This is a genomic window from Psychrobacter sp. H29 (assembly GCF_059073055.1).
On record NZ_JCACRY010000001.1, the window covers coordinates 1,491,095 to 1,504,798 of the forward strand.

The 13,704-nt window shown below is 43.0% G+C and carries 14 protein-coding genes; 3 read left to right on the forward strand and 11 right to left on the reverse strand.

Going from position 1 to position 13,704, the window contains the following annotated elements; translation table 11 throughout:
* The first annotated feature begins 117 nt into the window (after positions 1-117).
* Positions 118-1,752, forward strand: coding sequence for a BCCT family transporter (locus AC5JP1_RS05840; RefSeq protein WP_493843499.1), 1,635 nt, complete (start codon positions 118-120; stop codon positions 1,750-1,752).
* A gap of 117 nt (positions 1,753-1,869) precedes the next feature.
* Here AC5JP1_RS05840 and rraA read toward each other — a convergent pair whose 3' ends face one another.
* Positions 1,870-2,388 carry a ribonuclease E activity regulator RraA gene (gene rraA / locus AC5JP1_RS05845; protein WP_493844440.1) on the reverse strand — a complete coding sequence of 173 codons (519 nt, stop codon included), beginning with the start codon at positions 2,386-2,388 and terminating at the stop codon, positions 1,870-1,872.
* Between the two features lie 198 nt (positions 2,389-2,586).
* The gene (locus AC5JP1_RS05850) at positions 2,587-3,288 is read right to left on the reverse strand and encodes an NAD-dependent epimerase/dehydratase family protein (RefSeq protein ID WP_493843500.1); all 702 of its coding nucleotides are present in this window, start codon (positions 3,286-3,288) and stop codon (positions 2,587-2,589) included.
* 462 nt (positions 3,289-3,750) lie between these two features.
* On the opposite strand from AC5JP1_RS05850, the gene rpsT reads away from it, so the two are divergent.
* Both rpsT and AC5JP1_RS05860 read left to right on the forward strand, forming a co-directional pair.
* A complete protein-coding gene (gene rpsT, locus AC5JP1_RS05855; RefSeq protein WP_058024191.1) occupies positions 3,751-4,017 on the forward strand; it encodes a 30S ribosomal protein S20 in 267 nt (88 codons plus the stop codon).
* A gap of 129 nt (positions 4,018-4,146) precedes the next feature.
* Positions 4,147-5,298: an FAD binding domain-containing protein gene (locus AC5JP1_RS05860; RefSeq protein WP_493843501.1), complete on the forward strand. Its 1,152-nt coding sequence runs from the start codon at positions 4,147-4,149 to the stop codon at positions 5,296-5,298.
* A gap of 97 nt (positions 5,299-5,395) precedes the next feature.
* On the opposite strand, the gene AC5JP1_RS05865 is transcribed toward AC5JP1_RS05860, so the two are convergent.
* The 9 genes from AC5JP1_RS05865 to AC5JP1_RS05905 all read right to left on the reverse strand — a co-directional run bounded on the left by AC5JP1_RS05865 (position 5,396) and on the right by AC5JP1_RS05905 (position 13,504).
* Positions 5,396-6,232 carry a histidine phosphatase family protein gene (locus AC5JP1_RS05865; protein ID WP_493844441.1) on the reverse strand — a complete coding sequence of 279 codons (837 nt, stop codon included), beginning with the start codon at positions 6,230-6,232 and terminating at the stop codon, positions 5,396-5,398.
* A 107-nt stretch (positions 6,233-6,339) separates the two neighbouring features.
* Entirely contained in the window at positions 6,340-7,137 is a 798-nt protein-coding gene (locus AC5JP1_RS05870) for a metallophosphoesterase (RefSeq protein WP_319050088.1), read from the reverse strand.
* Positions 7,138-7,383: 246 nt separating this feature from the next.
* Positions 7,384-8,082 carry an orotidine-5'-phosphate decarboxylase gene (pyrF, locus tag AC5JP1_RS05875; RefSeq protein ID WP_493843502.1) on the reverse strand — a complete coding sequence of 233 codons (699 nt, stop codon included), beginning with the start codon at positions 8,080-8,082 and terminating at the stop codon, positions 7,384-7,386.
* A gap of 72 nt (positions 8,083-8,154) precedes the next feature.
* On the reverse strand, positions 8,155-8,562 hold the full coding sequence (locus AC5JP1_RS05880; RefSeq protein ID WP_493843503.1) for a lipopolysaccharide assembly protein LapA domain-containing protein: 408 nt from the start codon (positions 8,560-8,562) through the stop codon (positions 8,155-8,157).
* A 57-nt stretch (positions 8,563-8,619) separates the two neighbouring features.
* Positions 8,620-8,925 carry an integration host factor subunit beta gene (locus AC5JP1_RS05885; RefSeq protein WP_319050085.1) on the reverse strand — a complete coding sequence of 102 codons (306 nt, stop codon included), beginning with the start codon at positions 8,923-8,925 and terminating at the stop codon, positions 8,620-8,622.
* A gap of 322 nt (positions 8,926-9,247) precedes the next feature.
* A complete protein-coding gene (rpsA, locus tag AC5JP1_RS05890) occupies positions 9,248-10,936 on the reverse strand; it encodes a 30S ribosomal protein S1 (RefSeq protein ID WP_443524522.1) in 1,689 nt (562 codons plus the stop codon).
* 296 nt (positions 10,937-11,232) lie between these two features.
* Positions 11,233-12,000, reverse strand: a complete 768-nt coding sequence (cmk, locus tag AC5JP1_RS05895) for a (d)CMP kinase (RefSeq protein WP_493843504.1) — start codon at positions 11,998-12,000, stop codon at positions 11,233-11,235.
* 178 nt (positions 12,001-12,178) lie between these two features.
* On the reverse strand, positions 12,179-12,766 hold the full coding sequence (tadA, locus tag AC5JP1_RS05900) for a tRNA adenosine(34) deaminase TadA (RefSeq protein WP_493843505.1): 588 nt from the start codon (positions 12,764-12,766) through the stop codon (positions 12,179-12,181).
* Positions 12,767-13,504, reverse strand: coding sequence for a uracil-DNA glycosylase (locus AC5JP1_RS05905; RefSeq protein ID WP_493843506.1), 738 nt, complete (start codon positions 13,502-13,504; stop codon positions 12,767-12,769).
* Positions 13,505-13,704: the final 200 nt, after the last annotated feature.

Below are 13,704 nucleotides of genomic sequence, written 5' to 3' on the forward strand. Positions count from 1 at the left end.
CCTTTTATATCACCTAAAATTTAAAGCTTGTAGCTGCCAAAAACTATTTACTATTAATGAGTAGTCGATACTTTGACGGTGTCCAGCTCAGCTAACTCATCAGGAGATTCGTCACCTATGAACGAGCAAAAACAGATTCCAAAGCACCTTCTCGACAAGTTCCGTCGCAGACTCTATACCACTGAGCATACCACTGGTGAAAATAACACTGAGATATTAGGGTTAGATTTACACAGACCTGTATTCTTCTTTACCGCGATTGCCGTTATTGGCTTTGTTTTGTTTGCATTATTACTACCTAATATAGCCAACGCTTGGCTTAATGGTGCTCAAGATTGGGTGGTCAATAGTTTTGATTGGCTGTTTATCAGTACCGCCAATATCATGGTGATATTTAGTCTGATATTAATTGTGTCGCCCTATGGCAGTATTCGAATTGGTGGTATCAATGCCAAACCTGATTTTAACCGGGGCTCATGGCTCTCAATGCTGTTCGCTGCGGGTATGGGCATCGGTCTTATGTTTTGGAGTGTGGCTGAACCATTGGCTTATGCAAGCAGCTGGGCAGGTACACCACTTGGCGTAACCGCAGGCAGTCCTGAAGCGTATCGTGCTGCTATGGGTGCAACGATGTATCATTGGGGTTTGCACCCTTGGGGTATCTATGCCGTCGTTGGTTTGTCATTGGCCCTATTTGCTTATAATTTCCGCTTTCCATTGACCATGCGCTCCGTGTTTTATCCTATTTTTAAAGAAAAAACATGGGGGTTACCTGGCCATATTATTGATATATTGGCCGTACTAGCGACGATATTTGGTTTAGCAACGTCACTAGGCTTGGGTGCTCAACAAGCAGCCAGCGGACTCAATTATTTGTTTGGTTGGGACTTCGCAGGTAATTCACTTGAGATTGCCATCATAGTGGTCGTCACTGCGCTTGCCACAATATCAGTAGCACGTGGTCTCGATGGCGGGGTCAAGCTGTTGAGCAACGTTAATATGCTAGTCGCTTTGTCGTTACTATTGTTTGTATTCTTCGTTGGAGACTCACTCGGGCTTCTAAGCAAAATCGGCGCCACCACTATTGATTATGCAACTTATATCATCCCTTTATCTAATCCTATAGGCCGCAGTGATGGTGAGTTCTTTCACGGCTGGACCGTGTTTTATTGGGCGTGGTGGATCAGCTGGTCACCATTTGTAGGTATGTTTATTGCTCGTATCTCAAAGGGCCGTACCGTACGTGAGTTTATTACTTCAGTGATGTTAGCCCCTACCATGGTAACCATCGTCTGGATGACGGTCTTTGGACAGTCAGGATTGAGTCAATATGACAATAAAGTCGGTGAACTGGCAGGTGGGGTTAGTGATGCGTCCTTAACCTTGTTTCAGATGCTGGCAAACCTTCCTCTAGGAACCATTACTTCTTTAATTGCTATCATTCTAGTAATGGTGTTTTTTGTGACCTCATCAGACTCAGGATCTTTGGTTGTCGACACGATTACAGCGGGTGGTAAACTTGAAGCGTCAATATATCAGCGTATATTTTGGGCAGTTGCTCAGGGTCTTATTGCTATTGCGCTGCTCTATGGCGGCGGCGCACAAGCTCTAAAAACCATCCAAGCAGGCTCAGTAAGCACAGGCCTACCTTTTACCTCGGTATTGATTGTAATGTGTATTAGCTTGTGGCTTGGCTTACGCAGAATTTATAAAGCACGTGAGCAGATGCTCTCGGAGCTTGAAAAATACTAACGGTTTGCTTATTTTCAATCAAAAAACCCAGTTCTGTCATTGAACTGGGTTTTTTCTTTATAGTCGTTTGGGATATATATTTGTTAGTGATTATATGAAGTTCAGACCAATAATAATTTACGCTATTAAAGGCTCATAACTTGCAATAATGCCATTGTTATCTGCATAAACAAACATGCCTGAGTTGAGCGTTAAATCACCAAAGCTGATTTCAATATCTGTTTGGCCTTCATCACGTCGGGTCGACTTGCGCGGAATACAACCAAGCGCCATGACACCAATATTCATCGCTGCCATGTCATCAACATCACGTACACACCCATATACGATCACGCCAGCCCAGCCATTGTCGATGGCTGATTGCGCAATCATATCCCCCAGTAGTGCACAGCGCATAGACCCGCCGCCGTCGACGACCAACACTTTACCGTTGCCCGCTTCATCTTTACCATCACTATTCAATAACGATTTGACACGGCTATTGTCTTCAAAACATTTGACTGTCACGATTTCGCCGCAGAACTTATCTTTTGCGCCAAAGCTATGAAAAGACTTACCTTCTATATTAGGTAGGCATACTTGCGACTCAGGATTAGCATCCAATAAGTCACACGTCACAAAATTATCTCTATTCATTTCCATTGATTCTGACATTTCTTCTACTCCTTATCATTAATGAGTTTGCTCGTTGATATTTTTATGCCTACTAAAGATACTGTATTTTCTGCCAATGTTATAATTTTAGGCTCGTATCATTGGTAAATGCTCACTCTAGATGAGCAGTCTCGTATGTCAACTTTAGAACGTACTCTACATTGAAAAGACACCACACCTTTATTTTTTGACGCGAGTCATCGACAGCATCTTTTTATTTTCGATAATGTCTGTCTGCTGAGTCTGAGGTTCGGAGCGGTATTTGCTACGATGATAGATATCATGCGCACTCATCGCCATAGCACTAGCAACACGTTTGGCAGAGATCGGATGTAGTGAGAGCGACTCTGAAACCAAAGGCGAGATCAGTTTAAACGCTTTTTGACCAATACTCTCAAGCGGACGCCCTTGATGCTTGCCAAGCAATAACGAAGGTCGTAAAATCACCAATTGCGTAAAACCCAATGCCATAATAGACTGCTCAGTCTCGCCCTTGACACGATTGTACAAAAACCGACTGTCGATATCAGCGTTCATCGACGACAGTAGAAAGAAGTTTTCCACACCTTTATCACGACATAGTTTGGCAAAGTTAACATTGTAATCGTGATCTATCTTTCGAAAAGCCTCATCGCTACCAGCTTGTTTTTTGGTCGTACCCAGACAGCTAAAGGCATCTGTCGTTCGGTCAGCACCGACGCTTGCGAACACCTCAGAGAGGTTTTCAAAATCATTAACCTGATAAAATCGCATGCTGGCATTAATGTAGCGTGGCGGGCGCCGAGCGATCACAATCAGTGTGTCATAAAGCTCACTCAGCTGTTTTGCCAAATGCTGCCCTACCAATCCCGTTGCGCCAATCACAATTGCTTTTCGCTGCATACTCTATCCACTTATATGACATTAAAAATTCTATATTGATGAAGAATGACCCATGCTAAGGTCTATCGTTAGGATATCATACCTAAATTCATAGCCAGCTGACGCCATTATGCACAATATATTGTAAAAGATTTTATCAGCTACTTATATCTTCTAGTGTCTATGATTGGTTTCGTTATCTAAATGAGCCAAATTTATAAAATTACACCACTTCTTTGAGCATTAATCATCAAATATATTGTCCTATGCTCAATAATTTGCTAAGATAACCGGCTTTACACGTCAACGCTGTTTAATTATTCCAAACAGTTCTGGCGCTTGCGATGATCTATTCATATTAGATACTTTAATATCAGACATCGACATCATGTTTGACGAGAGGCTGCTCGTCACCGATGATTGTTAAACCCATTATTGCAATCAACATTCATATTTTTATCTGTCTTTATCAAGGAGATACGCGTGGCTAATACTGCACAAGCTCGTAAACGCGCCCGTCAAAACACCAAACGTCGTCAGAACTCTGCGTCACAACGCTCTATGGTTCGTACTTACTTAAAACGTGTTGATGCGGCTATCGAAGCTAAAGATTATGACGCGGCTACCGAAGCTTACAAAAAAGCGGTACCAGTTATTGATCGTATGGCTGACAAAGGTATTATTCATAAGAATAAAGCTGCTCGTCGCAAGAGCCGCCTAAACAAAACAATCAAAGGCCTACAAGCTTAAGATTTGTATTGTTTAGACCGCATCACGCTTTTATAGCGTAATGACTAAAACCTTGCCACTGGTTCTCATACCGGGGCAAGGTTTTTTTATGCTACTCTCATGTACATATAAATATCTAGGAGAGGCTTAGTGGAATCAATAAATAAACGGGCAATCGTGATTGGTGGTTCATTAGCTGGGCTGTTTTCAGGGACACTATTACGCTCTATTGGCTGGCAAGTAGATATTTATGAGCGCTCTACTCATGATTTGGACAGCAGAGGCGGCGGTATTGTATTGCAGGCCGATGTCGTCACCGCCCTCAAAAAAGCAGGCATTGCGACAGAAAATTTAGGTGTCGATGCCCTTGAGCGTTATTACCTACAAAAAAATGGCCAAATTGAAAAAATGGCCATGCGTCAGACACTTACCTCTTGGAATATTCTGTATCGCTCGATGCGAAGGCACTTTTCAGATGCGCATTATCATCAGGGTAAAGTATTGGCGCAGGTACAATCGAAAGGCGCTAAGGTAACCGCTACTTTCGTTGATGGCTCTTATGAGACTGCAGACTTATTAATTGGTGCTGACGGCCCAACCTCAACAGTGCGTCGGCAGCTTTTGCCTACTTACGAGCCTCAATATGCAGGTTACGTGGCTTATAGAGGCTTGGTCGACGAGGCTGACTTAGAGCCAGAAGCCGCCGAGATATTTACGGAACGATTCGTATTTTATGATTTCCCAAACTCCCATATTTTGGCCTACGTCATTCCTGGCGAAAACGAATCACTGGTTTCAGGAAAACGTCGATTCAATTGGGTATGGTACGTCAACTACGACGAGAAGATAGAGCTTGCTCACATACTTACTGACAAGAATGGTAAGCCGCGAAAGTACTCTGTTCCACCAGAAATGATGTCACCTGCGGTTGAGGAAGCAATGCGACACTACGCAGATGATGTACTTGCTGACCCTTTCAAAAAGTTAATAGCCGCAACTAAAGCGCCCTTTGTACAGTCTATTTTGGATTTGACAGTGCCGCAAATGGCTTTCGATAGCGTTGCTCTGATAGGCGATGCTGCTTTTATTCCTCGCCCTCATACAGCAGCTGGTACCTCAAAAGCTGCGGCAAATGCGATTTCACTGGTAGAGGCACTGGTCCATCATAATCATGACGTTACTAGCGCTTTACAGGCGTGGGAGAGCAATCAGCTATCGTATGGCATGACCCTCTGGAACCATGGTCGTAGCGTAGGTGATCGTTCTCAGTTCTCCTATGGCAAAGACCGAACAGCAGGATAAAACACCAGATTAGAATGGTTTCTCGCTTTTGAGTTGCTTAGGTGATATTGGTGCTTGGGTCAAGTTGATGCCCAATAAAAATTAAGCACCTTAGCAATTAGCGCCAATCCAATGTTGGCGGCAGCAGTAACTTACTTGGATGAATGCCCGCTGCACGATAACCCTCTAGTAAAGAGCTGATCGGCCTGGTATATACTTGTCCTCGCCAAATAAAATGCGCGTTTGCCTGATCGAAAGGTTTGTCATCAAACCATAAGAATACGCCTTCCATCATCTTTGGCCAGTCATTCCAGTCAATCTCAACCAAATCAAACATCACTGCTAAAAATGCAGACAACAATGTATCGTGACTCACGGCAAGCATTAAATGGCCCTGCTGTGGTTGGTTTTGATAAAAAAGCGATAGAATATCAAGACCACCTTGATAGGCATTTTTGGTGCCTTCAAGATTGCCTTGCAAAAAGCGATTGATAAAATTTAGCACCCCAATCTCTTTAAATACTGGATTTGCTATTTCAGGCTCAGTGACAAGGCTACCAGGCTCAACCAATAGTGATTGATGTGCAATATCACGTTTGAGACCAGCCCCTTCTTGCATCAACTGCGCGGTATCAATACAGCGTCCAATCGGACTTGAAATACTATCGACATCGAGTGAGTATGGGAGGTGACCTGCAAGCCAACGCCCCCAAGACTTAGCCAATACGCGACCTTTAGGCGTCAGCGGTAGCTGATAACTGGCAAACCCATTGCCATCAGAGCGCTCACGCAAAGAATGCCTAGTAAACAATATCAGACGTTTGTCTTCAGGTAATAAACTGACAGAGGGAATCATACTATCTGGCAGATGTGATGGTGCAGGCGCGCTTGGGGTGTGACTCGCAAGCTTGTCAGTAGATATTTTTGATGGGGTATTATTCAGATATTTACTCATGGTAGCAAGCGTAGCAGATTTTTTGTCAGGAATGAACAACATACAAATTCAGTTGCAATATATCTTGTAAATATTTGGTAGTATTTTAATGTTATATCAAAGCTAATTTAACCAATATCGATGACTCTATCCCATGCAAATGCTAAAGCCGTACTACTCACCTCATTGGGATAGGCTCTTGGATTGACGACTACCCGCGTATTGCCTATCTGATAATCAAAGGCTTCATGAGTGTGTCCATGTACCCATAGCATTGGTGCCCAGTCCTCATCCATCCATCCAGATAGATCACTAACGAAGGCCGCATTACTCGGTAAGTTGGCGTATTTTTTGGACACGGACAATGCGCTAACGCTATGATGGCTCATTACTATGGTCTTTTTACCCAGCGCTTTGGCAGTGATCAATGCTTGTTGCAACCACTGACGGTGTTTTGCATGAATTTGCATTGAGATTTCAGGCGAGAACATCTCTTTACCAGCATAGATTTGCTTATAATCACGCATAAAATGCTTAGCAGCAGCCATGGTGTCTTCATTAGCATGATACTGGTAATCAGTCCATAACGTACAGCCCAAGATCCGTACGTCCCCAATATCGATGTGCTGACATTGTAAGACACGGACACCCTCACCAGACGCTGTATTGTAGTTGTCCCAAGTCGCAAGGTTTTGGTCAAAACTCAGTACATCTTCATCAAAGTACTCATGATTGCCTGCGATAGTAATCAAAGGCACTTGTAAGCGTGCTGCCTGCTCTTGTAGCCATGGCATACCCTTATCACTATTGGCGGTATCTCCTGCTACCAATACGATATCTGCATCGGTTTTGGGAATATGCCCAATAGGCTGCGACTGGCGCACATAACTATCAATATGTAAGTCACTCAATATCTGTAATTTCATATTATTCAATATCATCCAGTAATGTCATTATCGACCATCTCACCAACATGCAAACGTACATCAAGTGCAGCCTCACTCTTTAAGCCAGCGCTTAGCAAGCCAAATATTTACTATGGTCGACAATACTTGAAAAATGCTACGAAGCATAAGACTAAACAGTGTAGCAGCTTTCTGTCCGTCATCGAACAGTAAAAAGGCAGCCTGAACGGCTGCCTTTTTACTATTAACTACTACAAACCCTATATATCAAATACTCTGAAGTATTTTGTTCAGCTTAGCCGCAGGATCTGTCGCTTGAGTGATCGAACGCCCAATAACCAGATAATCAGAACCGTCTACCAATGCTTGACTCGGTGTACAGATGCGCTTTTGATCATCAGCACTGTCTTCCGCTAATCGAATGCCAGGTGTGACCAACTTAAAGTCTAGACCACATAGCTGCTTGAGTGCCTTTGCTTCCTGTGCAGAGCAAACCACACCATCCAAACCAGCTTGCTTAGTCAATTGTGCTAAACGGCTCACTTGCACATCTAAGCCATCAGTAATACCTGTTTGCATTAGCGCTTCATTGTCCATCGAGGTCAATACAGTAACGGCAATAAGCAATGTATTAAGATCTTTATCTAGCAAACGTTGTTTTGCCAGAGACATGGCTTCTAGACCTGCACTTGCATGGACGTTCACCATCCACACACCAAGTTCGGCTGCAGCCACTACAGCTTGAGCAGTCGTATTAGGGATATCGTGAAATTTTAAGTCTAAGAATACTTCAAAATTACGCTGGTGTAGCGCCTTAATAACCTCAGGGCCACAGCGAGTAAACAACTCTTTGCCTACTTTCAATCGGCATAACGTTGGATCTAACTGATCGGCTAACGCCAAAGAGGCTTGCAGAGTCATGTTATCTAGGGCAACAATCACTGGAGAATTAATCGTGTTATTCATGGTTTTGCCATATGTCAGAATTATCAAAGCATTATATTTTTGAGGTCAGCAGTACTGCTATCGCTCAGTAAGCTAGTCACGTTTACGCTTGGACAGCGTACCACCAGCATTCAAGTCAGTTTCCGCGGCGCCCTGGACATTCGAAGTCCTCGCACCATAAACGGCTTCATCCACCGTTGGCGCACTTGCTTGACGATCAATAACAGCATTGGCTTGCGTCAGCTGCTCTTCTAAATGTGTGTTCGCCTTATTTAGACGTGATATTTCCCATCTATTCTGTAAGACACGGAATATAAGCAATGACAGCAAGATGCCAATGACAATACCGAGAATTAAGCACAGGATGAGTAGCAGCCCCAAGTTCATCGTAGGCGCTTGCGAAAACAGTAAATTGACTCCGACCTCGGTATTATTTGCTAACACCAAACCAAGCGAATAAGCAAAGCTCAAGAACAGCAATACAAATAGTAAAAAGCGCATGAGACAGTTACCCCTGTTTGAAATGATAAGGTGTGCTTGGTCAATAATAGATAAATATTAGCTATGGGCTACTTTATCGTTGACTGCTTCACGCAGAGCCTTACCTGGTTTAAAGTGTGGAATGGCCTTGGCTGGGACTGGTACACTTTCACCCGTCTTAGGGTTGCGTCCCACACGAGCACGGCGATGATGTAGACAAAAACTACCAAACCCGCGAACCTCGACTCGACCATCACTAGCCAAAGTATGAGTCATTAAATTTAATATTTCACGAACGGCATCATCGACAGTAGTATCTGCCATGTTGTCACAATTCGCACTCAAGTTACTAATAAATTCAGATTTGTTGATCGCTTGCTGCATTATTACACTTGCCTTGTTGATTAATGGATAAACTGATGATGAAACAGTATCGTGTGCTTAGTAAGTAATTTAATAGCTAATGATTAGCTATTCATTAAAAAATACATTCATGGCTAAAGTTAGGTTATAGCTCTGCATACACTGATGCTCACATCTCGTTACTCAATGTTGCAAATGATAGCGGATATTGCGGTAAATAGGAATAAGAGTTTGTCCATTTAGCCAAAAACCTTCGTTATTAATTATCCCTATCAAAATTTAATCAAAAAAAAAGCGACCGAAGTCGCTTTTTTATATTACTACTATATCAATAACTTACAGCTTACTGCATTTGTTCTTTGATCAAGTCACCAATAGTTTTTGGCTGTGCATCAGAACCTGGAGCAGCAGCAGTATTGGTGCTACCAAGATCTTTAATCGCTTGACGCTCTTCAGCTTCGTCTTTCGCTTTGATAGACAAGTTGATGTTGCGTGTTTTACGATCAACACTGATGATTTTCGCTTCAACGTCATCACCAACGCTCAGATGCTTAGTTGCATCTTCAACGCGGTCACGTTGGATCTCAGAAGCACGTAGGTAGGCTTCAACTTCGTCAGCAAGCTCGATAGTAGCGCCTTTAGCGTCTACTTCTTTTACTTTACCATTAACGATAGCACCGCGGTCGTTACCAACTAGGTATTCGTTAAATGGATCAGAGCTCAACTGTTTCACGCCTAGGCTGATACGGTTAGCTTCTGCATCTACAGACAATACCATAGCTTCTACAGTATCGCCTTTATTGTAGTTACGGATAGCATCTTCGCCAGTCTCGTTCCAAGAGATATCAGATAGATGAACAAGACCATCAATACCACCGTCTAGACCGATAAAGATACCGAAGTCAGTGATTGATTTGATCGTACCAGTGATTTTATCACCGCGCTCATGTTTCTTATCAAACTCATCCCATGGGTTAGCTAGAGTCTGCTTGATACCAAGGCTGATACGGCGACGTTCTTCGTCGATATCAAGAATCATTACTTCAACTTCATCGCCCACTTGAACAACTTTAGATGGGTGGATGTTTTTGTTGGTATGATCCATTTCTGATACGTGTACTAGACCTTCAATACCTTCAGAAATCTCAGCAAAACAACCATAATCAGTTAGGTTGGTTACGCGTGCTTTAACAACACTACCTACTGGATAAGTACCGCCAACGTTATCCCAAGGATCAGTACCAAGTTGTTTTAGACCTAGGCTTACGCGGTTGCGCTCACGGTCAAACTTCAATACTTTAACTTTTAGGTCTTGGCCAACTTCAACAACTTCAGATGGATGCTTGATACGGCGCCATGCCATGTCAGTGATGTGCAATAGACCATCGATACCACCTAGATCAACGAACGCGCCGTAATCAGTAAGGTTCTTAACGATACCTTCGATCTCGATGCCTTCTTCAAGCTTGTTCAATAGCTCTTCGCGCTCAGCTGAGTTTTCAGCTTCCATAACTGCACGGCGGCTAACAACAACGTTGTTGCGTTTTTGGTCAAGTTTGATGACTTTGAATTCTAGCTCTTTGCCTTCAAGATGCGTTGTATCACGGATAGGACGTACATCTACCAATGAACCTGGTAGGAACGCGCGTACTGAACCGATATCTACGGTGAAACCGCCTTTAACTTTGCTTGAAATAATACCTTTAACGATTTCATCGTTATCAGCGATTTTTTCAAGGAAGTTCCAAGTTTCAACACGCTTAGCTTTCTCACGTGACAGCAAGGTTTGACCCATGCCGTTATCAACCGCTTCAACTACGACATCAACGCTATCGCCAACTTCAACTTCAAGTTCGCCTTCTTCGCTTAAAAACTCTTCACGAGCGACGATACCTTCAGATTTCAGACCAGTATCTACTGTGATCCAATCGCTATCGATGGCCACAACAGTACCGTTGATAACCGAGCCACGCTCGATATCTAGGCCTGTTTCTTCGATGCTCGCTTCAAATAGTTCAGCAAATGATTCCATTATGTCTACCTTTGTATAGCCGTATCCTGTCCAGCACAGTACGGATCAAATTTATGATTGCATAAAACGAGGATACTGGTTTTATATCTCATACAATCATATAAAAAAACGTTTGTTGTTAGTAAGCATATTATCGAAATTACTAACAACAACTGTCTTTTTCTGAATTTTTCAGCTGACTATCATAGTCTGGTTAAAATACTGAATCCTAACTGTATAATTCTACATCAAAAACAAAGCTTGTGTTGAACTTTTTGGTACTTAATATGTTGTTTTTATTAGCTATTACTCTTTTATTAACTACTAAAAAAAACGCCTTGATCTTGGCAGTGCTTCTTTACTTGCTCATAAACAGCATCGGCATTGAGAGTAGAGCTATCAAGTAATAGAGCATCTGTCGCAGGTTTTGATGGCGCTGTACTACGATTTTCATCACGGTCATCACGTGCTTTGATCGTTGATAAAATCGCCTCAAAATCTGCCGTTTGACCCGCATCAGTCAGCTGGGTAACACGGCGCTGAGCACGCGCTTCAGCACTGGCAGTCAAATACACTTTGACATCCGCATCTGGGAATACAACCGTTCCCATATCGCGACCATCAGCGACAAGCCCTGAACGTGTGGCCATGTCTTGTTGTAATGTGAGCAAAGCCTCACGAACTTGTGGAAACACTGCAATTTGCGACGCATATCCACCGACTGTCTCATTGCGTACTTGATCACCAACTGCTTGCCCATTCACGATGATGTCTACACGTCCTGAGTCATTGTTCGGTACAAACGCTATATCCAAGCTTTTTGTAAGTGCCAATAAAGCATCTTCGTCAATTGGTTGGCTAGCATCTGCGGTTATTAATCCAGCTTCAAATGCCTTGAGTCCTACGATTCTATATAGCGCCCCGGAATCCAACAGTTGATAACCCAGTACTTGTGCCAAACGCCAAGTCACTGTGCCTTTGCCAGCACCGCTAGGACCATCAATACAGATCACAGGATAGCGCCTTGGATAACCTTTGCTGTCATTTTTGTTGAGCAAATCGTTGTCGGATGTGGAGACGGTCATAGTGCTTACTCAACAATAATAATTGCTACTTATGGGATCTATCACATACTCTCAAGAAAGTAATATTTACTGATATATCATACGTTTGGTAGCAGAACAAAAGGTTCGCTACCAAATAGGGCGACATTATAGCAAAAAATAGACGCTATCACTAGCACCAAGACTGATATCTTGTTTATTAGTTATTTTCAATCAAAGCCTTACTTTTATTCTTTTTTGCTGCTCGCCTACGCTCACGAAAAAACGTCTTTAGCATCTGACTACTATGCTCACTGCACAACCCTCTATGAACTTGGATATTGTGGTTGTAAAAAGGCTGAATTGATAAATCGAGCTGACTACCTACCATACCAGCACGCGGTTCATTCGCTGCATATATGAGCCTGTCTACACGGGCGTGAATCAAGGCGCCAATACACATCGTACACGGCTCCAAAGTCACATATAGAGTTGTGTGTAGTGGCAATCGATAGTTTTCTAAGCGTTGACACGCATCTCTCAACGCGACTATCTCAGCATGAGCTGTCGCATCGTGACCGCCAATTGGTTGATTAAACCCTTGACCGATTATCTGCTGCTCATGAACTAACACTGCCCCGACTGGTACTTCCCCACACTCAGCTCCCTGTTCAGCGAGCTTCAGCGCTTTTTGCATCCATTTGGCATCTTCAGCTAACCAAAATGTACTGGTATGCACACCTTCGACATCTGGCTGACGACTCAACGATTGATAAGGTTTCAAACTTGTACTCGATATGGTCATCATCTATTGTGGCAGTTGCCAATTAATCGGGGTCTGACCATATTGCACCAAATAATCATTGGTTTTGGAAAAAGGTTTGGTACCAAAGAACCCACCACGGTTGGCAGCCAAGGGTGAAGGATGTACTGCAGTCAGAATCAGATGCTTGTCGGTATCAATATACTTTCCCTTCTTCTGTGCTTTACTACCCCATAGTATAAACACAGTATGCTCTGTCTGTTCGTTCACCGCATCGATGACTGCATCAGTGAACTGCTCCCAGCCTTTATTTTGATGACTATTCGGCTCGCCTTCTCGTACAGTCAGTGAACTATTTAACAGTAAAACACCTTGCTCAGCCCAATAGGTCAGATCCCCATGCGCTGACGGACGAATACCAATATCATCTGCCATCTCTTTTAGGAGGTTATTGAGTGATGGCGGCTTGGGGATGGCTTTAGGAACAGAAAATGACAAACCCATAGCCTGTCCTGGGCGATGATAAGGATCCTGACCCAAGATAACAACTTTGACCTGTGATAAAGGGGTAAGATTCAGCGCATTAAACATAAGTGGTGCTGGTGGGTAGATACTATCACTCGACTGGTAAGCTTCTTTCAAAAATGCGCGTAAAGTATCCATATTTTCAGACGTCAACTCATCGGCCAATGCCGTCTTCCAGTCTTCTGGCAAGCGGACATTATCTAGAATAGCTTGTTTTTGCTCTGGCGTTTTGGTTGTTTGTTCGTCAAACAGTTCCATAGTAAATCCTTTTTATATTTATTATGAGATAGGGCTCAATAATTGGTTTATTTTAAAGGTTAATGGTAACAAAAAACCATATGAGCTTTGTTGATAAATTATAGCAATAAAAAAACGGCTACCGCATTCATACGGTAACCGTTTGTCATTCACTCGAACTCAGCACCTTAGAACTAAACGCATTAGTAGTAAGCGCTTTA